Origin of the sequence: Massilia consociata (assembly GCF_042432755.1) — a bacterium.
GTDB lineage: Bacteria > Pseudomonadota > Gammaproteobacteria > Burkholderiales > Burkholderiaceae_D > Telluria > Telluria consociata.
Window position 1 is genome coordinate 199,485 of sequence record NZ_JBHLWP010000006.1, and the last position, 19,611, is coordinate 219,095.

At 66.3% G+C, this 19,611-nt stretch carries 17 protein-coding genes; all 17 read right to left on the reverse strand.

The genetic code is table 11. The annotated features are described in order from the left end of the window. Positions 1-76: 76 nt before the first annotated feature. The gene (gene lpxC / locus ACFFJK_RS05000) at positions 77-1,012 is read right to left on the reverse strand and encodes a UDP-3-O-acyl-N-acetylglucosamine deacetylase (protein WP_379678033.1); all 936 of its coding nucleotides are present in this window, start codon (positions 1,010-1,012) and stop codon (positions 77-79) included. 50 nt (positions 1,013-1,062) lie between these two features. Beyond that, the gene (locus ACFFJK_RS05005) at positions 1,063-1,905 is read right to left on the reverse strand and encodes a DMT family transporter (protein ID WP_379678270.1); all 843 of its coding nucleotides are present in this window, start codon (positions 1,903-1,905) and stop codon (positions 1,063-1,065) included. Positions 1,906-2,025: 120 nt separating this feature from the next. Then, on the reverse strand, positions 2,026-2,529 hold the full coding sequence (locus tag ACFFJK_RS05010; protein WP_379678035.1) for a peroxiredoxin: 504 nt from the start codon (positions 2,527-2,529) through the stop codon (positions 2,026-2,028). A 305-nt stretch (positions 2,530-2,834) separates the two neighbouring features. Then, complete coding sequence (gene ftsZ / locus ACFFJK_RS05015) at positions 2,835-4,037, reverse strand: cell division protein FtsZ (protein ID WP_379678036.1); 1,203 nt, start codon at positions 4,035-4,037, stop codon at positions 2,835-2,837. Between the two features lie 158 nt (positions 4,038-4,195). Continuing rightward, positions 4,196-5,428, reverse strand: coding sequence for a cell division protein FtsA (ftsA, locus tag ACFFJK_RS05020; RefSeq protein WP_231059350.1), 1,233 nt, complete (start codon positions 5,426-5,428; stop codon positions 4,196-4,198). 13 nt (positions 5,429-5,441) lie between these two features. Continuing rightward, on the reverse strand, positions 5,442-6,266 hold the full coding sequence (locus ACFFJK_RS05025) for a cell division protein FtsQ/DivIB (RefSeq protein ID WP_379678037.1): 825 nt from the start codon (positions 6,264-6,266) through the stop codon (positions 5,442-5,444). A gap of 6 nt (positions 6,267-6,272) precedes the next feature. Beyond that, positions 6,273-7,256 carry a D-alanine--D-alanine ligase gene (locus ACFFJK_RS05030; RefSeq protein WP_379678038.1) on the reverse strand — a complete coding sequence of 328 codons (984 nt, stop codon included), beginning with the start codon at positions 7,254-7,256 and terminating at the stop codon, positions 6,273-6,275. Between the two features lie 4 nt (positions 7,257-7,260). Beyond that, a complete protein-coding gene (gene murC, locus ACFFJK_RS05035; RefSeq protein ID WP_379678040.1) occupies positions 7,261-8,649 on the reverse strand; it encodes a UDP-N-acetylmuramate--L-alanine ligase in 1,389 nt (462 codons plus the stop codon). A gap of 10 nt (positions 8,650-8,659) precedes the next feature. Beyond that, complete coding sequence (murG, locus tag ACFFJK_RS05040; RefSeq protein WP_379678042.1) at positions 8,660-9,745, reverse strand: undecaprenyldiphospho-muramoylpentapeptide beta-N-acetylglucosaminyltransferase; 1,086 nt, start codon at positions 9,743-9,745, stop codon at positions 8,660-8,662. Then, entirely contained in the window at positions 9,742-10,959 is a 1,218-nt protein-coding gene (ftsW, locus tag ACFFJK_RS05045) for a putative lipid II flippase FtsW (protein ID WP_379678044.1), read from the reverse strand. The genes murG and ftsW overlap by 4 nt, the downstream gene beginning before the upstream one ends. After that, a complete protein-coding gene (gene murD / locus ACFFJK_RS05050) occupies positions 10,959-12,485 on the reverse strand; it encodes a UDP-N-acetylmuramoyl-L-alanine--D-glutamate ligase (protein WP_379678045.1) in 1,527 nt (508 codons plus the stop codon). The genes ftsW and murD overlap by 1 nt, the downstream gene beginning before the upstream one ends. Before the next feature lies 1 nt (position 12,486). After that, positions 12,487-13,656, reverse strand: coding sequence for a phospho-N-acetylmuramoyl-pentapeptide-transferase (gene mraY / locus ACFFJK_RS05055; protein ID WP_379678046.1), 1,170 nt, complete (start codon positions 13,654-13,656; stop codon positions 12,487-12,489). Between the two features lies 1 nt (position 13,657). Beyond that, the gene (locus tag ACFFJK_RS05060) at positions 13,658-15,052 is read right to left on the reverse strand and encodes a UDP-N-acetylmuramoyl-tripeptide--D-alanyl-D-alanine ligase (protein ID WP_379678047.1); all 1,395 of its coding nucleotides are present in this window, start codon (positions 15,050-15,052) and stop codon (positions 13,658-13,660) included. Continuing rightward, positions 15,052-16,590, reverse strand: a complete 1,539-nt coding sequence (locus ACFFJK_RS05065) for a UDP-N-acetylmuramoyl-L-alanyl-D-glutamate--2,6-diaminopimelate ligase (protein ID WP_379678271.1) — start codon at positions 16,588-16,590, stop codon at positions 15,052-15,054. Before ACFFJK_RS05065 ends, ACFFJK_RS05060 begins: the two co-directional genes overlap by 1 nt. 5 nt (positions 16,591-16,595) lie before the next feature. Further along, positions 16,596-18,371 carry a peptidoglycan D,D-transpeptidase FtsI family protein gene (locus tag ACFFJK_RS05070; protein WP_379678048.1) on the reverse strand — a complete coding sequence of 592 codons (1,776 nt, stop codon included), beginning with the start codon at positions 18,369-18,371 and terminating at the stop codon, positions 16,596-16,598. Further along, complete coding sequence (gene ftsL / locus ACFFJK_RS05075; RefSeq protein WP_379678049.1) at positions 18,368-18,640, reverse strand: cell division protein FtsL; 273 nt, start codon at positions 18,638-18,640, stop codon at positions 18,368-18,370. Before ftsL ends, ACFFJK_RS05070 begins: the two co-directional genes overlap by 4 nt. Next, entirely contained in the window at positions 18,637-19,608 is a 972-nt protein-coding gene (rsmH, locus tag ACFFJK_RS05080; protein WP_379678050.1) for a 16S rRNA (cytosine(1402)-N(4))-methyltransferase RsmH, read from the reverse strand. Before rsmH ends, ftsL begins: the two co-directional genes overlap by 4 nt. Positions 19,609-19,611 lie beyond the last annotated feature (3 nt).

Here is a 19,611-nt window from a genome sequence, read left to right on the forward strand (position 1 = left end):
TAGCCTGGAGACCGTCATCCCCGCGTAGGCGGGGATCCAATCTTGCATGCGCACCACTACCGCACGCCCGTACCCATCACATCTGCGCCCACTCGCGCGTCATCTGCCGCACATACGATGGCGGCGCCTCCCCGAGCGACTCGAAGGTGACGATCTCGTACGCATCCGGCTGCGCCAGCAATTTGCGCAGCAGTTCGTTGTTGAGCGCATGCCCCGACTTGTGCGCCGTGTAGCTGGCCAGCAGCGGGTGGCCGACGATGTACAGGTCGCCGATCGCATCGAGGATCTTGTGGCGCACGAACTCGTCCTCGTAGCGCAGGCCGTCCGCATTCAGGATACGGTACTCGTCCATCACGATCGCGTTCTCCAGCGAACCGCCGCGCGCCAGCCCCAGGCCGCGCAGGGTTTCCACGTCCTGCATGAAGCCGAAGGTGCGCGCACGCGCCACGTCGTGCACGTAGGAGACGTCGCCGAAGTCCACCGAGGCGCGCTGCATGGTGCCGTCCACGGCCGGGTGGTTGAATTCGATGAAGAAGTCGAGCTTGAAGCCCTCGTGCGGCGACAGCCGCGCCCACTTCTCGTTGTTGCCGGTGCCCTGGCGGATCTCGACTTCCTTGAGCACGCGGATGAATTTCTTGGGCGCGTCCTGCTCCTCCAGGCCGGCCTGCTGCAGCAGGAACACGAAGGAAGCGGCCGAGCCGTCCATGATGGGGATCTCTTCGGCCGTCACGTCGACGGTGAGATTGTCGATGCCCAAACCGGCGCAGGCGGACATCAGGTGCTCGACGGTGGACACGCGCGCACCGTCCTTGATCAGGACGGTGGCCATGCGGGTCTCGCCGACGACGTCGGCCGCGCTCGGGATGGCGACGATGGGATCATAATCGACGCGGCGGAAGGTGATGCCGGCGCCCGGCGGAGCCGGACGCAGGGTCAGCTCGACCTTGGTGCCCGAGTGCACGCCCACACCGGTGGTGCGGACGACCTGTTTGATGGTTCGTTGTTTCAGCATCCGCCGATTATAGCCCAGCGCTTCCGGGCTCGCCGACGGCCCCTCCGGTTCTACGGATGGTCCGATTCGACGTGCACCTTTTCGTGGCGAATCAGATACATGCCGCTGCCGATGATGATTGCCGCCCCCACGATGGTCCAGCCGTCCGGCAGGGCCTGCCACAGCAGCCAGTCCAGCCCGACCGCCCAGGCCAGGGCCGTGTATTCGAAGGGCGCCACGCTCGATGCATCGCCCTTGGCGAAGGCCTCGGTGATCGCCAGCTGGCCGATGAAGCCGCTCAGGGCCAGTCCCAGCAGCAGCGGGATATCCGCCATGCGCATCGCCACCCAGCCCGGCGCCGCCAGCAGCCCGGCGCCGATCGACATCATCACCATCAGCCAGAACACCATGTGCTCGCTGCGATCGGTACGGGCGAGAATGCCGACCGTGATCGCCGAGACGGCGTACATCGCCGCCGCGCCCAGCACGGCCAGGCCGCCGATGGTGAGAAAGCCGGCGCCGCTCGGGCGCAGCACCACCAGCACGCCGCCCAGCCCCACCGCGATGGCGATCCAGCGCGCCAGGTCGACGCGCTCCTTCAGGAACCAGACCGACAACGCGGTGATGAGCGCGGGCGCGATGAAGAAGATCGTGTACGCCTCGGCCAGCGAGAGCTTGCGGATGCCGAAGGCGAAAAAGCTCAGCATGGCGATGCCGAGCACCGCGCGCAGCAGGTGCAGCGGCCAGCGGATCCGGAAGATGTCCTGGTAGCCGATACGCCAGCCCACGTAGGCCGCCACCAGCGGCAGCGAGGTGAGCGAACGCAGCGCCGCCACCTGGATCGCCGGATAATCCTGGGACAGCACTTTCATTACCGTGTCCATCAGGGCGAACATGAAGACGGCCAGCATCATCGCGTAGATGCTGTACAGGTTTCCGGCGGGGCGTTTCAAGGCATTGCTTCCATGTTCAAGGCTGGCGTTCGATGAACGAAAAACGGCGCCGCAGCGCCGTTTGCATCAGCGTGGGGGTGCTTAGCCCAGTTGCTCCAGCATCTTCTCGGCGCCCGAGACTTCAAAGCCGGCGGTTTCGACGTTGAGCTGCTTGACGATGCCGTCCTCGACCAGCATCGAGTAGCGCTTCGAGCGGGTGCCCATGCCGTGCTTCGAGAAGTCGGCGTCCAGGCCCAGGGCCTTCGAGTAGGCGGCGTTACCATCGGCCATCATGCGCACGATGCCGGTGGCCTTCTGGTCGCGGCCCCAGGCGCCCATGACGAAGGCGTCGTTCACCGAGATGCACCAGATTTCGTCGACGCCCTTGGCCTTCAGGCTTTCTGCGTGCTGCACGTAACCCGGCACGTGCTGGGCCGAGCAGGTCGGGGTGAAGGCGCCCGGCAGGCCGAAGATGACGATCTTCTTGCCCTGCACGAGGTCGGCCACCTGGAAAGTGTTCGGGCCGAGCGAGCAGCCGGCGGTTTCGGTTTCGATGAATTCCGACAGGGTGCCTTCCGGCAGGCGGTCGCCGATCTGGATGGTCATGACGTGTTCCTTTTTGTGTTTTGAGAATCCGGCAATTATCGCTGATTCGCTTCGAGCTTGCAGAATGACGGGCAGAGTTGCCTCTTTACGCACCGATGCCATCAAAACCGTCGTTCCCGCGAAGGCGGGAAGCCAATTTTGCTTGCGTACCCACTCCGGCACGCGCTGGCGCCTGTGAGACGAACGTTGATTCCCGCCTTCGCGGGAATGACGTCCATAAGTAGCCGGCCGACCGTGCCTGAACGATCCGCACCAAAGAAAAAGGCCAGCTCGCGCCGGCCTTTCATATTCCAACTGATATCGAATCAGTCGGCCTGCTTGCGCAGGAACGCCGGGATGTCGTAGGTCTCGACGCCGTTGCGCTGCATTGCCTGCACCTGCTCCGATGCCTGCTCGCGGCGCCACACTGCCGGCTGCTTCATGCCGCCCATGGCGTCGCCCTGGGTGTGGCCCATGGCCACGCCGCCGGTCATGGTCGCGGCACCGGCCATCACCGGCGCGTTGTAGCCGTGGGTACCGGTGCGCAGCACCTGCTGCGGCTGCACCAGCGAGATCTTCTTGTTCTTGCCCAGGCCGGTCGCGACCACGGTCACGCGCAGCTCGTCGCCCATCGCGTCGTCGTAGGCGATGCCCTGTGCGATCGATGCGTCCGGTGCGGCGAAGGCGCGTACGGCGGCCATGACTTCCTTGATCTCCTTGCCCTTCAGGCCGCGGCTGGCGGTCACGTTGACCAGCACGCCCTTGGCGCCCGACAGGTCGATGCCGTCCAGCAGCGGCGAAGCCACGGCCTGCTCGGCGGCGATGCGCGCGCGGTCCACGCCCGACGCGGTCGCGGTGCCCATCATGGCCTTGCCCTGCTCGCTCATGATGGTCTTCACGTCGTTGAAGTCGACGTTGATGTGGCCCGGCACGTTGATGATCTCGGCGATACCGGCGACCGCGTTGTTCAGGACGTCGTCGGCATGCTTCATCCAGTCGAGCATCGACTCGTCTTCGTAGATGTCCTCCAGCTTCTCGTTCAGGATGACGATCAGGGAGTCGACGTGCTTGGTCAGCTCTTCCAGGCCCTCTTCGGCGACCTGCATGCACTTCTCGCCTTCGTAGGAGAACGGCTTGGAGACCACGGCAACGGTCAGGGCGCCCATGGTCTTGGCCACTTCGGCGACGATCGGTGCGGCGCCGGTGCCGGTGCCGCCGCCCATGCCGGCAGCGATGAAGACCATGTGCGCGCCGCGCAGCGCATCTTCGATACGCGAACGCGACTGCTCGGCGAGCTGGCGGCCCACTTCCGGACGCATGCCCGCACCCAGGCCGGACTCGCCGATCTGGATGATGTTGTTGGCGCTCGACGCGGCAAGAGCCTGCGCATCCGTGTTTGCGGCGATGAACTCGACACCGGACACACCCTTATTGATCATGTGCTGAACCGCATTGCCGCCGGCGCCGCCGACGCCAACGACCTTGATAACGGTTCCCAGTGCTGCGTTATCGACCATATCGAACTCCATGATGACTCCCAATATTCAAGATGCTGCTTCCCTCACGGGGATTTGCCAGGCCCCTGACAGGCCCCGTGACCGGAAGTAGCGATTGTATTTAAAAAACCTTGACCCGTGAACGATTTACTACTGTCGTACCAAAAAAATTCATGCCCTGAACCACTACTTTAGAAATTCCCTGCTATCCATTCCTTCATGCGCTGCCACACTGCCTTCACCGAACCGTCCTGGCGCGTGACGATGTGTCCGCGCAGGTACTGCTTCTTCGCTTCCAGCAGCAGGCCGAGCACCGTGGCGTAGCGTGGGCTGCGCACGACGTCGGCCAGCTGGCCGCGGTAGTCCGGCGTGCCGAGGCGCGCCGGTTTGAGGAAGATGTCTTCGGCCATCTCGATCATGCCCGGCATGATCGAGCTGCCGCCGGTGAGCACGATGCCCGACGAGAGCACGCCCTCGTAGCCCGACTCGCGCACCACCGTGTGCACCATCGCGAACAGTTCTTCCACGCGCGGCTCGATCACGGCCGCCAGCGCCTGGCGCGACAGCGCGCGCGGACCGCGGTCGCCCAGCCCCGGCACCTCGAGCGTCTCGCCCGGGTCGGCCAGCACCTGCTTGGCCACGCCGTAGCGGATCTTGATGTCCTCGGCCTCGCCGGTGGGCGTGCGCAGGGCCATCGCGATGTCGCTGGTGATCTGGTCGCCGGCGATCGGCAGCACGGCGGTGTGGCGGATGGCGCCATCCGAGAACACGGCGATGTCGGTGGTGCCGCCGCCGATATCGATCAGGACCACGCCCAGTTCTTTTTCGTCGGTGGTCAGGACGGCGTCGGCCGACGCCATCGGCTGCAGGATCAGGTCCGAAACCTCGAGCCCGCAACGGCGCACGCACTTTACAATATTCTGGACCGCGGATACCGCACCGGTGACGATGTGCACGCGCACTTCCAGGCGGATGCCGCTCATGCCGATCGGTTCGCGCACGTCTTCCTGGTTGTCGACGATGAATTCCTGCGGCACGGTGTGCAGCAGTTGCTGGTCGGTCGGGATGTTGACCGCCTTGGCGGTCTCGATGACGCGCGCCACGTCGGTGGCGGTGACTTCCTTGTCCTTGATCGCAACCATGCCGCTCGAGTTGAACGAACGGATATGGCTGCCGGCGATGCCAGCATAGACGTTGCGGATCTTGCAGTCGGCCATCAGCTCCGCTTCCTCGAGCGCACGCTGGATCGACTCGACGGTGGCCTCGATGTTCACGACCACGCCCTTCTTCAATCCTTTCGACTCGTGCTGACCGAGGCCGATCACCTCGTGGCGTCCGTCGGACATCACTTCGGCCACGACCGCCACCACCTTCGAGGTGCCGATGTCGAGGCCGACGATCAGGTTCTTCGCGTCTTTTGTCATTGCTGTTGCCTGCTTATGTTTGCTTGGTTGTTTTGTTGGGTTGATTCGGTTTTTTCTTTGCCGGCTTCACCGGCTTGGTGGCGTCTTCCGGCACGCTCAGGGCCGCCGACGACAGCGCCAGTCCGTTCTGGTAGCGCATGTCGATGGTGTCGATGCGTCCCTCCTGCAGCCGCGCGACCAGCTGCGGGTAGACGCTCACCAGGCGCTGCACGCGCTTCTTGAGCATGTCGCGGTCCTGTTCCCGGCCGAGCGCCACGCTCATGCCGTTGTCCAGCTTCACGGTCCAGGCGTACCGGTTGGACAGCGACAGCGCCTGCGGCACCAGTTGCACGGGCGCGAACAGCGAGCGCAGCTCGGTGAAGCGCGCCAGCACTTCCTTCTCGCTGCCGGGCGGGCCGTCGAAGGCCGGCAGCTCATGGTCGTCGTCGGCTTCGGCCAGGTTGGCGGTGAAGATATCGCCCTTGACCGACAGCAGGCGGCCATCCTCGCCCCAGGTGCCGAGCGCCTCGTGCTCTTCCACCTCGACCACCAGCTGGTTCGGCCACTCGCGCCGCACCGTTGCGCGGCGCACCCAGGGCACGGTCTCGAACGTGGCCCGCACCTGCTCCAGGTTCGCGGTGAAGAAGTTCCCGCGGATCTTGCCGATGACGCCGTTGCGCACCGTGAGTTCGTTCACGTGGCGCAGGTCGATCCCGTACATGCTTTCCACCGTCACCGTGCGCAGCGAGAACATGGGCAGCTGCGACAGCCACCACACGCCGGACCCGAGACAGGCGAGCACCACCAGCGCCACCAGGCTGCTGGCGGTTGCGTTGAGGGCGCGGACGTCATGCCACATGCGTGCTTATTCCTTTACCCTGGCCATCTTCAGGCGGGCCGAGGCCAGGATTTCCAGGCACAGGTCCTCGTAGCTGATGCCCACCGCGCGCGCGGCCATCGGCACCAGCGAGTGCGAGGTCATGCCCGGCGAGGTGTTCACCTCCAGCAGGAACGGGCGCATGTCCTCCTGCCGCACCAGCACGTCGATCCGGCCCCAGCCCTCGCAGCCGAGCGCGCGATAGGCGTTCACGGCGTGGCGCTGGATCTCTTCGGCCAGCGCCGGATCGAGCGGCGCCGGGCAGTGGTACTTGGTGTCGTCGGTGAAGTACTTGTTCTGGTAGTCGTAGTTGCCTTCCGGGGCCACGATCTCGACGATCGGCAGCGCACGCGCGGTCTTGCCGGTGCCGAGCACGGCGACGGTGAACTCGCGGCCGGTGACGAATTCCTCGGCCAGCACCACCGGGTCGAAGCCGATGGCCAGGTCGACCGCGGCCTTCAGTTCGTCGGCCTTGTTGACCTTGGTGATGCCGATGGTCGAGCCCTCGAGCGGCGGCTTGACGATCATCGGCAGGCCGAGCGAGACCAGGACCTCGTCGAGGTCGGTGGACGGGTCGATCTGCACGTAATCCGGCGTCGGGATCTCGTCCATCTTCCAGATCTTCTTGGTGGTGATCTTGTCCATGCCGACGCTCGATGCCATCACGCCGCTGCCGGTGTATGGAATGCCGAGCTGCTCCAGGGCGCCCTGCAGGCTGCCGTCTTCGCCGTAGCGGCCGTGCAGCGCGATGAACACGCGGTCAAAACGCTGTTCGGCCAGTTCGGCCAGGCTCTGGGTGCCCGGATCGAAGGCATGGGCGTCGACGCCGCGGCTCCTCAGGGCGTTCAGCACGCCGGTGCCGGACATGATCGACACGTCGCGTTCGGCGGAGCGGCCGCCGAACAGCACGCCGACCTTGCCGAAGGATGCCGGGTCGAAGGTCGAGTTTACATTCACCGTGGATGCGTTCACGATATCAGCCCTTTGCATTGGTCAGTTGATGAGGAACGCCGCTGATCGAGCCGGCGCCCATGGTCATGACGACGTCGCCGTCGCGCGCCACGTTCAGGATGGCTGCGGGCATGTCGGCGATCGCCTCGACAAAAATGGGTTCCACCTTGCCGCCGGTGCGCAGCGCGCGCGCCAGGGCGCGGCCGTCGGCGGCCACGATCGGGGCCTCGCCCGCCGGGTAGACGTCGGCCAGCAGCAGCACGTCCGGGGTCGCCAGCACCTTCACGAAGTCCTCGAACAGGTCGCGCGTGCGGCTGTAGCGGTGCGGCTGGAAGGCCAGCACCAGGCGGCGGCCCGGATAGGCTGCGCGCGCGGCGGCCAGCGTGACCTCGGTCTCGACCGGATGGTGGCCGAAGTCGTCCACCAGCGTGAAGCTGCCGCCGCCGGGGAGCGCGACTTCGCCGTAGCGGGTGAAGCGGCGGCCGACGCCGCTGAAATTCTGCAGGCCCTGGTTGGTGGCTTCATCCGGGATGCCGATCTCGCGCGCGATGGCGATGGCCGAGCAGGCATTGAGCACGTTGTGCATGCCCGGCTGGGCCAGCACGAACCTGGTGTCGGGGTAGCCCTGCTGGCGCACGGTGAAGTGCATCTGCACGCCTTCTGCATGGGCGTCGAGCGCGCGCACTTCGGCTTCCGGCGAGAAGCCGTAGGTGGTCACCGGCTTGGTCACCTGCGGCAGGATGGCGCGCACGTGCGGATCGTCGATGCACAGCATCACGCGGCCGTAGAACGGCAGGCGGTGGGTGAAGTTCACGAACGCGGCCTTGAGCTTCTCGAAATCGTGCTCGTAGGTCTCCATGTGGTCGGCGTCGATGTTGGTGATCACCTCGATCATCGGCGACAGGTTCAGGAACGACGCGTCCGATTCGTCGGCTTCGGCCACGATGTACTCGCCGGTACCGAGCTTGGCGTTGGCGCCGGCGGCCGTCAGGCGCCCGCCGATGACAAAGGTGGGGTCCATGCCGCCCGCCGCCAGCACCGACGCCACCAGGCTGGTGGTGGTGGTCTTGCCGTGGGTGCCGGCAATGGCTATGCCGCGCTTCAGGCGCATCAGTTCGCCCAGCATGATCGCGCGCGGCACCACCGGCACCTTGGCGGCGCGGGCGGCCACCACTTCCGGATTGGTGTCAATGACGGCGGTCGAGGTCACGACCACGTTGGCGCCGACCACGTGCTCGGCCGAGTGACCGGTATACACGCGTGCGCCCAGCTCGGCCAGGCGCTGGCTGGCCGCATTGCTCGACAGATCCGAGCCCGACACGTTGTACCCCAGGTTCAGCAGCACTTCGGCGATACCGCTCATGCCGCTGCCGCCGATGCCGACGAAATGGATGTTCTTGATCTTGTGTTTCATGGGTTCCCGTTCATCCCGCCAGTTTTTCCAGTTCGCGCGCGATCGCCTCGTTGGCATCGCGCTTGCCCACGCCGTGCGCCGCCTGGGCCATCGCCAGGCAATCGTCGCGCGACGTCGTCTGCAGCAGGCTTGCCAGCCGCTGCGGATTCAGTTCGCCCTGCGGCTGGTAGCGTGCCGCCTTCTGTTCCTGCATCCAGACCGCGTTGTCGCGCTGGTGGCTGGTGGTGCTGGCCACGAAAGGCACCAGCACGCTGGCCACGCCGGCGGCCGTCAGTTCCGACACCGTGATCGCGCCGGCGCGGCAGATCACGAGGTCGGCATCGGCGTAGCTTGCCGCCATGTCGTCGATGAAGTCGACGACCTTCGCCTGCACCCCCGCCTGCGCGTAGGCCGCACGCAGCGCGTCGATATTCTTCTTGCCCGACTGGTGGGTCACGACGGGACGCAAGGCCGGGTCGATCTGTGCGAGCGCGGCCGGTACGCTGTCGTTCAGCACCTTGGCACCCAGGCTGCCGCCCACCACCAGCACGCGCAGCGGGCCGCTGCGGCCCGCAAAGCGCGTCGCGGGTGCCGGCAGGTCGAGGATCTGCTGGCGCACCGGGTTGCCGGTGACGACCGCCTTGCCGGCGGCCTTGCCGAAATCGGCCGGGAAGCCGAACAGCACGCGCTGGGCGATCGGGGCCAGGGTCTTGTTCGACAGCAGCAGCGCCGCATCGGCGTTCACCAGCGCCAGCGGCACCCCGCGCGCGCGCGCCATCATCCCGCCCGGCACCGTCACGTAGCCGCCCATGCCGAGCACGACGTCCGGCTTGCGCTGGCCGAGGATGCGGCGGCAGGCAAGGAAACCGCCGGCCATCTTGAAGGCGCCGCTGACGGCATGGCCCAGCCCCTTGCCGCGCAGGCCGGCGAAGTCGATGGTGTCCATCTCGATGCCGGCCTTCGGCACCAGGTCTTTTTCCATGCCGTGCGCGGTGCCCAGCCACGACACTTCCCAGCCGCGCGCGCGCATGGTCTGCGCGATCGCGATGCCGGGGAAGATGTGGCCGCCGGTGCCGGCCGCCATGATCATCAGGCGCTTGCTCGTTTGCGTACTCATGTCCGCCCCCCACGCATGCGCACCCGGTTCTCGTAATCGATCCGCAGCAGGATCGCCAGGCCGACGCAGTTGAACAGCACACCCGAGCCACCGAAGCTCATGAGCGGCAGGGTCAGGCCCTTGGTCGGCAGCAGGCCGAGATTCACGCCCATGTTGATGAAGGTCTGCACGCCGATCCAGATGCCGATCCCCTTCGCGGCCAGGCCGGCGAAGATCTGGTCCAGGGCGATCGCCTGGCGGCCGATGTCGAAGGCGCGCTTGACGAGCCAGTAGAACATCGCGATCACGACCAGCACCCCGGCCAGGCCGAGCTCTTCGCCGATCACCGCCATGATGAAGTCGGTGTGCGCTTCCGGCAGGTAGAACAGCTTCTCGACGCTGCCGCCCAGGCCCACGCCGAAGAACTCGCCGCGCCCGAAGGCGATCAGGGAATGCGTCAACTGGTACGCCTTGTCCAGCGCATTACCCTCTTCCCATGGGTCGAGGTAGGCGAACATGCGGGCGCGGCGGAACGGCGAGAGCGCGATGATGGTGCTGAAGATCAGCACCAGCAGCGCGCCGATGCCGCCGAACCAGACGATGTTGATCCCGCCCAGGAACAGGATGCCCATCGCAATGCAGACGATCACGCCGAAGGCGCCGAGGTCCGGCTCCATCAGCAGCAGGCCGCCGACCAGGCCGATCGCGACCATCATCGGCAGGAAGCCCTTGGTCAGCTTGTGCATGTATTCCTGCTTGCGCACCGTGAAGTCGGCCGCGTACAGGACGACGGCGATCTTCATGATCTCGGACGGCTGCAGCAGCATGAACTTCAGCGGCAGCCAGCGGCGTGCGCCGTTGACGGAGTGCCCGATGCCCGGGATCAGCACGATCACCAGCAGCACCAGGGTGCCGATGAACAGCATCGGCGCCCATTTCTGCCACACGGCGACCGGGATCTGGAACACCACGGCGGCGGCCGCCATCGAGACGGCAATGTACATCGCCTGGCGGTACAGGAAGTATTCGTTCTTGTCGCCCAGGTAGGCGAACTTGGGCGAATCCGGCAACGCTATCGAGGCCGAATACACCATCACCAGGCCGAACAGCATGAGCAGCACGGTGACCCAGACCAGCGGCTGGTCGTAGCCCATCATCTTCGACGGGCGGCTGCGCGCCGCGATGGTCGCGTCGCTGCTCGATCCGGAGAACTTGAATGGAATCTGGAAAGGCATCAGATCTCCTGTCCTTTTTCCAGTGCGATGTCGCGCACGGCCTCGACGAACACCTGCGCGCGATGCGCGTAGTTGGTGAACATGTCGAGGCTGGCGCAGGCCGGCGACAGCAGCACCGCGTCGCCCGGGCGCGCGAGGCCGGCGGCGCGGCGCACGGCTTCCGGCAGGCCGGGCAGGTCGAACACCGGCACGCCGGTCGGCTCGATGGCGGCCCTGACAGCAGGCGCATCGCGGCCGATCAGCAGCACGGCGCGCACGTGGCGCGATGCCGGGAGTGCCAGCGGTGCGAAGTCCTGGCCCTTGCCGTCGCCGCCGGCGATCAGGAGGATCTGCTGGTCTTCGCCGGCAAAGGCCTTGCCCAGGCCTTCCAGTGCCGCGACGGTGGCGCCGACGTTGGTGCCCTTGCTGTCGTCGTAGTAATCCACGCCGTCGATGCTGGCAACCAGTTCGACGCGATGCGGCTCGCCCGCGTATTCGCGCAGGCCGTGCAGCAGCGGCGCCAGCGGCAAGCCGCAGGCGCGGCACAGGGCCAGTGCGGCCAGGGCATTCGAGGCATTGTGCAGGCCGCGGATCTTCAGGGCGTCGGCCGGCATCAGGCGGTTGACGGCGACCTCCACGGGCGGCGGCAGTTCGCCCTTCTTCAGTTTTTTCGGTGCTTCGTCATCCAGCGCCACGGCATTGGCCAGCCACAGCACGCCACGCTCGTTGAGCAGGCCGAAGCTGTCCGGTTCAAGGGGCTCGTCCGTACCGAAGGTATAGGCCGGGACGTCGGCGGCCGGCGTGTCCGCCGGCCCCATGCGCATCACGATCGCATCGTTGCGGTTCAGGACGCGCACCGTCGCGGGGCCGAAGATGCGCGCCTTGTCCGCTGCGTAGGCATCCATGCTGCCGTGCCAGTCGAGGTGGTCCTGGGTCACGTTGAGGACCGTTGCGGCATCGGCCTGCAGGCTGGCGGTGGTGTGCAGCTGGAAGCTGGACAGCTCGAGCACCCAGGCCTGCGGCAGCTCGTCGCCGTCCAGGCATTCACGCAGCACGTCCAGCGCGGCGGGGCTGATGTTGCCGGCCACGCGGGTGCTCAGGCCGGCGCGGCGGCACAGCAGGCCCGTCAGGCTGGTTACCGTGGTCTTGCCGTTGGTGCCGGTGATCGCGATGACTTTCGGCGCATAAGCGCGTTCAGTGCGCAGGTGCGCCAGCGCCTGGGCGAACAGTTCGATCTCGCCCCACACCGGGATGGCGCGTTCCTGCGCGGCCGGCGCAATCCGCGCCAGTTCGCGCTCCGGGGCCAGGCCCGGGCTGACGGCGACGAAGTCCATGCCGTCGAGCAGGCTTTCGTCGAATGCGCCGGATGCGTCCCCGCCGACGAATTCGGCCGTCGGCACCGCCTGGCGCAGGGCGAACAGGCGCTGCGGCTCGGTGCGGGTGTCGGCCACGCGCACGCGCGCGCCGCAACGGGCCAGCCATTGCGCCATCGCCAGCCCGGATTCGCCCAGGCCCAGCACCAATGCGGATTTGCCTTCGTAAGTCATCTCAACGCAGCTTCAGAGTGGACAGGCCCACGAGGACCAGCATCATGGTGACGATCCAGAAGCGGACCACGACCTTGGTCTCCTTCCAGCCCTTTTGTTCGAAATGGTGGTGCAGCGGCGCCATCAGGAACACGCGGCGGCCGGCGCCGTAGCGCTTCTTGGTGTACTTGAACCAGGTCACCTGGATGATCACCGACAGGGTCTCGGCCACGAACACGCCGCCCATGATGAACAGGACGATTTCCTGGCGCACGATGACGGCGATGGTGCCGAGCGCGCCGCCCAGCGCCAGCGCGCCGACGTCGCCCATGAACATCTGCGCGGGGTGCGCGTTGTACCACAGGAAGGCCAGCCCCGCACCCGCCATCGCGCCGCAGAAGATCAAGAGTTCGCCGGCGCCCGGGATATAGGGAATGAACAGGTAGTTCGAATAGGTCACGCTGCCGGTCAGGTAGGCGAACAGGCCGAGCGCGCCGCCGACCATCACGGTCGGCATGATCGCCAGGCCATCCAGGCCGTCGGTGAAGTTGACCGCGTTCGAGGAACCGACGATGACGCAGTAGGTCAGCGCGATGAAGCCCCACACGCCCAGCGGATAGCTGATCGATTTGAAGAACGGGACGATCAGGTCGGCCTTGGGCGGCAGGGTCATCGAGAAGCCCGACTGCACCCAGGCGTAGAACAGTTGCAGCACTTCCCACGGATTCTCGGCCGACACCGAGAAGGCCAGGTACAGGGCCGAAGCGATGCCGATCAGCGACATCCAGAAGTACTTTTCGCCCGAGCGCATGCCTTCCGGGTCCTTGTAGACCACCTTGCGGTAGTCGTCGACCCAGCCGACGGCGCCGAAACCCATGGTCACGACCAGCACCGGCCAGATCAGGCGGTTCGACAGGTCGCACCACAGCAGGGTCGAGATGCCGATCGAAATCAGGACCAGCACGCCGCCCATGGTCGGGGTGCCGTGCTTGGCCAGGTGGGTCTGCGGGCCGTAGGTACGCACCGCCTGGCCGACCTTCATGGCGGTGAGCTTGCGGATGACGGCCGGGCCGCAGATCAGGCCGATGGCGATCGCGGTGATGGTCGCGAACACCGCGCGGAAGGTGATGTAGTTAAATACGCGCAACGGACCGATGTAGTCCTGGAAATATTGGGCGAGCCAGAGAAGCATGTCAGTGGGTGTCCTTGCCTGGGTGGTTTGATTGAGTCAGGTGCTGGACCACGCGCTCCATTTTCATGAAGCGCGAGCCCTTCACCAGCACAGTCGCGTCGCATTTGGCACCTGCGTTGCCGCCCAGAGTTACATCCAGTGCTGCCAATAATTCGTCGAACTGCTCGTAATGCCGTGCTCCCGACGCCGTCATCGCATTTGCAATGTGGAGGGCCAGTTCGCCAAAAGCGAGCACGTTGTCGATGCCACGCTCCTGGGCATAGGCACCGACTTCTTCATGAAACTCTTTTCCTTGGGTGCCGACCTCGCCCATGTCGCCCACCACCAGGATGCGCGGGGCCGGGTAGGCGGCCAGCACGTCGATCGCGGCGCGCATCGAATCCGGGTTGGCGTTGTAGGTGTCGTCGATCACGGTGGCGCCGTTCGCGGCCTGCTTGCGCTGCAGGCGGCCGCCGACCGGGGCAAAGCTTTCCAGGCCGCGCACGATGGCATCGGCGGGGATGCCGGCGGCCAGGCAGCAGGCGAAGGCGGCGAGCGCGTTGCGCACGTTGTGTTCGCCGGCGGCGGCGAGCTTCACCGTCGACAGCGCGCCGCCTGCGATGACCCGTACTTCATTCCCGAAGCCGGTCGACGTGTACGTCGCGCTCACGTCACAGTCGTTGGTCAGGCCGAACGTCAGGGTGGAACTCCTGGCCATCCCGCGCCACAGGTCCGTATAGGTATCGTCCCCCGGGAACACCGCGACGCCGTCCGCCGGCAGCGCCGCCAGGACCGACCCGTTCTCGCGCGCCACCGCTTCCACGGTGTGCATGAATTCCTGGTGCTCGCGCTGGGCGTTGTTGACCATGGCGACGGTCGGCTCGGCGATGGCGGCCAGGCGACCGATCTCGCCCGGATGGTTCATGCCCATCTCGATCACCGCCGCGCGGTGCTGCGCGCCCAGGCGGAACAGCGTCAGCGGCACGCCGATCTCGTTATTCAGGTTGCCCTGCGTCGCCAGGCGCGCCTCGTCGCCGAACGCGGCGGCCAGGATCGACGCGATCATTTCCTTGACCGTGGTCTTGCCGTTCGAGCCGGTCACGCCGATCACGGGGATGGCATAGTGCTTGCGCCAGGCATTGGCGATGCGGCCCAGCGCCACCAGGGTGTCCGGCACCACGATGGCCGGCAGGGTCCAGCCTGCCGGCAGCGCATGGACCACCACCGCGGCCACGCCGCGTCCCGCGACCTGGTCGAGGAAGTCGTGCGCATCGAAGGTCTCGCCGCGCAGCGCGACGAACAGCGCGCCGGCGTTGGCCGTGCGGCTGTCGGTCGAGACGCCCACGAAGGGGACGTCGTCGCCCACGAGCCGTGCGCCCGGGATGGCCGCGGCGAGTTGTGCGAGCGTACCGCGCATCAGTGGGTCCTCATCATGGTGAGCCGCGCGGTCAAGGCCAGCGAAGCATGGTCGGCGTCGGAGAACGGGATCTTCTTGCCCTTGATCTCCTGGTAGGGCTCGTGGCCCTTCCCTGCCAGCAGGATCACGTCCGGCTTGGCGGCATTCTTCACGGCCAGCAGGATGGCGGTGGCACGGTCCTCCACGGCCTGGTATTCCTTGCGGATGCCGGCGACGACCTGGGCGATGATGCCGGCAGGTTCTTCGCTGCGCGGATTGTCGCTGGTGACCAGGATGTGGTCGGCGGCCTCGGCAGCCGCGCCCATCTGCGGGCGCTTGCCCGGGTCGCGGTCGCCGCCGCAGCCGAACACGCACCACAGCTGGCCGCCGCGTTCGTGCGCGACCTGGCGCAGGGCGTCGAGCGTCTTTTCCAGTGCGTCCGGCGTGTGGGCGTAGTCGATCACGACCATCGGCGCGTCCTGGCCGCCGATCTGCTGCATGCGGCCCGGGGCCGGCACCAGCGCCTCGATCGCATCGACCGCCTGCTTGAGCGGCACGTCCTTCGCCAGCAGCGCACCCAGTACCGCCAGCGCATTGCTGACGTTGAAATGGCCGACCAGGCGGGTCTTGACCGTGGCGGCGCCCAGCGGGGAATCGAGGTGGAATTCGGTGCCGGCGTTACGGCTGCGCAGCTGCGAGGCGCGCAGGATGCGCACGCCTTCGATGGCGGCCTGCTCGGTGTCGTTCTTGAGCGTGTAGCCGGTGACCGGCAGCTGGGCGAAGTTCGCGCGCAGGTGCGCCACCAGGCGCCGGCCCGCCGGGTCATCCAGGTTCACGACCGCATGCTTCAGGCCTTCCCACTCGAACAGCTTGACCTTGGCGGCTTCGTAGTTCTCCATGCTGCCATGGAAGTCGAGGTGGTCGCGCGTCAGGTTGGTGAAAATGGCGACGTCGAAATGCATCCCCGCGGCGCGGTCCTGCACCAGGCCGATCGACGAGGCTTCGATGGCCAGCGCGGTGGCGCCGCGGCCGCGCAGGTCGGCCAGTGTCTGCGCGAGCAGCACCGCGTCCGGCGTGGTGTAGCCGGTGGCGTCGAACTGCGGTTCGGCCGCGCTTCCCTTGCCTTTCATGACGCCCACGCCCAGGGTACCGACCACGGCCGCGGTCTCGCCCAGGCGCGCCAGCGCCTGGCCGGTCCATACGGCGCAGGAGGTCTTGCCGTTGGTGCCGGTGACGGCGACGGTGAACATCTGCGCGTCCGGGCAGTTCAATACGGCGTGGGCGATCGGACCCGCATTCTTCTTCAGCTCGGGGACGGCGAAATGGGGGACGTCGTGCTCCGTATTCCAGGTGTAGCCGCTTTCTTCGTAGACGACGGCGGCGGCGCCGGCGGCAATGGCCGCAGCGATGAAGTTGCGGCCATCGGCAGCCTCGCCCGGATAGGCGAAGAACACGTCGCCTGCCTTCAGGCGGCGGGAGTCGGAAACGAGACGGCCGCCCGGGGCGGCGGCACGGATCCGCCGGGCCAGGTCCGGCTGGGTGATGTCGTTCTCATTCATGAGCATCACATGCTCTCCTCTAGGGGATGTTCCGGAATGATGATGTCGGTCACCGAGGAGTCGGGCGGTATGTTTGCCGCCCGCAACGCATTCGATGCAAGGTCGGCAGCCGTCGGCGCGGCGACGCTGCCGCCGGTTCGCAACGCGCCCCTCGGGTTGTCGATCATGACCGCGATGACGAAGCGCGGCTTGGACATCGGCGCGATGCCGACGAAATAGCCGATGTTGTCAGTCTTCGAGTAGCGGCCGTTGACGATCTTTTCGGCGGTGCCGGTCTTGCCGCCGACGCGGTAACCGGCGACCTGGGCTTTCGATGCCGTGCCTTCCGGGCCGACGACCGATTCCAGCATCGTGCGCACCTGGGCGGCGGTCTTCGGCGAGATCACCGGCTGGCCGACCGGCTCTTCGGTCACCTTCAGGAAGGACAAGGGGATGATGTCGCCTTCGCGCGCGAACACCATGTACGAGCGCGCCAGCTGCAGCAGCGACACCGACAGGCCGTGGCCGAAGGACATGTTGGCATATTCGATCGGCTTCCACGATTTCCATGGGCGCACACGGCCGGCCACCGCGCCCGGGAAACCGAAGCGCGGCGCCTGGCCGTAGCCGAGCTTGGTGTACAGCTCCCACATGTCCTTCGGTTCGAGCATCTGGGCGATCTTGACCGTGCCGACGTTCGACGACTTCTGGATGATGCCGCTGACCGTGAGCGCTTCCTTCGGGTGCATGTCGCGGATCGGGCGGCCGCCCACCACGATGCGTCCGCCCGAGGTGTCGAACACGGTGTCCGGCGTGATCTTCTTCTTTTCCAGGCCGAGCGCCACGGTCATCGGCTTGAGGGTCGAACCCGGCTCGAAGGTGTCGGTGATGACGCGGTTGCGCAGCTGGGCGCCGGTCAGGTTCTTGCGGTCGTTCGGGTTGTAGGTGGGGTAGTTGGCCATGGCCAGCACTTCGCCGGTGTGCACGTCGAGCACCACCGCGCCCCCGGCCTGGGCGTTGAACTTCTCGACCGCGTTCTTCACGCTGGTGAAGGCGATGTACTGCAGCTTGCTGTCGATCGACAGGGTCAGGTCCTTGCCCTGGTGCGGCTCGCGGAACATGCCCAGGTCTTCGGCGATGTGCCCGAGGCGGTCCTTGATGACGCGGCGGCTGCCCGGCACGCCCATCAGGGACTTCTGGTGGAACAGCTCCATGCCTTCCTGGCCGACGTCCTCGACGTTGGTGAAGCCGACCATGTGGGTCATCACTTCGCCCTGCGGGTAGAAGCGCTTGAATTCCTTGCGGGTGTCGAGGCCGCCGAGCTTGAGCTTCTCGATCTCGGCGATGACCGGCATCTCCACCTGGCGCTTGAGGTAGACGAAGGTGCGGTCCGAATCGAGCTTCTTGCGCAGGTCCGCCTCCGGCATCTCGAGCAGGCGCGCCAGTTCGGCGATCTTCCCGGGCGGATTCTTGAGCAGGTCTTCGGGAATCGCCCACACCGCGCGGACCGGCAGCGACGAGGCCAGCACGGCGCCGTTGCGGTCCATGATCTTGCCGCGCGTGGCCGGCAGTTCAAGCGTGCGCTCGTAGCGGCTCTTGCCCTGCTTTTGCAGGAACTGCGTGGACACGCCCTGCAGCCAGAGCGCGCGCACGGCAAGCGCCGCGAATGCGGCGAACAGCACGAACAGCACCAGGCGCGAACGCCAGTTCGGCACGTTCACGGCCAGCACCGGACTCTTGGAGAAGGCCACGCCCTTGGACGCGGCGACGCGGGCGCTGGCCCGTTGTGCGCTCCGGCTCATTGCGCGCCTTCCGTCAGGTACTGGGTACGGGCCGGGGTCAGCGGAGCCATGTTCAGGTTGTTGCGGGCGATCTGCTCGATGCGCTCGTTCTTGCCGAGCGTGGACTGGTCGAGCTGGAGCTGGGCCCAGTCGATCTCCAGCTGGCGCGAATGCTGCTGCAGGCGCTCCAGCTCGATGAGCAGGTGGCGCGCCTGGTAGCGCGCGTTCACCACCGACAGCGCGCAGCCGACCAGCACCACGGTCAGCACGATGCTCAGCTTGGCACTCATGCCGCGCTCTCCAGGTGCTCGCCCAGGCGCTCGGCCACGCGCAGGACCGCCGAGCGGGCGCGCGGGTTGGCGCCGACCTCCGCGTCGGACGGCTTGATCTTGGCGACCAGCTTCATCAAGGGCTGCGGCAGGTCGGCGGCGCGGATCGGCAGGCGGCGGTCCGGCTGCTCGACCTTGGCCTTGGATGCCAGGAACTGCTTGACCATGCGGTCTTCCAGCGAATGGAAGCTGATCACGGACATGCGCGCGCCCGGCGCGAGCATGGCGTAGGCCGCGCTCAGGCCTTGCTCGAGGTCCTCAAGCTCCTTATTGATGAAAATCCGGATAGCCTGAAAGGTCCGGGTTGCCGGATCCTTGCCCTTTTCCCGGGTTTTGACCGCGTCTGCCACGATTGCGGCAAGCTGTCGTGTGGTCGAAATTGGCTCGATTGACCGGCGAGCAACAATCGCCTTTGCAATCTTGAAAGCAAACCGCTCTTCTCCATAATCTCGTATGACCTTTTCCAGTTGTTGTTCCGCCGCGGTGGCCAGCCAGTCGGCCGCCGACATGCCGCGCGTGGTATCCATGCGCATGTCGAGCGGGCCATCCTGCCGGAAACTGAATCCGCGGGTGGCGTCGTCCACCTGGGGCGACGAAATACCAAGGTCCAGCAAGATGCCGTCCACCTGGCTGATGCCGCGCGCGGCAAGCGCGTCGAGCATCGTGGCAAAACTGTCGTGCACGATCGTGAAACGGGGGTCATTCACCCCCTCTGCGGTGGCAATCGCCTGCGGGTCCTTGTCGAACGCCACCAGGCGGCCGCGTTCGCCCAACCGGGACAGGATCAGGCGGCTGTGTCCGCCGCGGCCAAACGTGCCATCTATATAAGTACCGTTGATGCGCTCGCCCACCAGGTTGAGCGCATCGACTGCTTCGTCCAACAACACCGTGCGATGCTGGAATGCAGGCACCGTCCTTGTTTCCGTCATCGG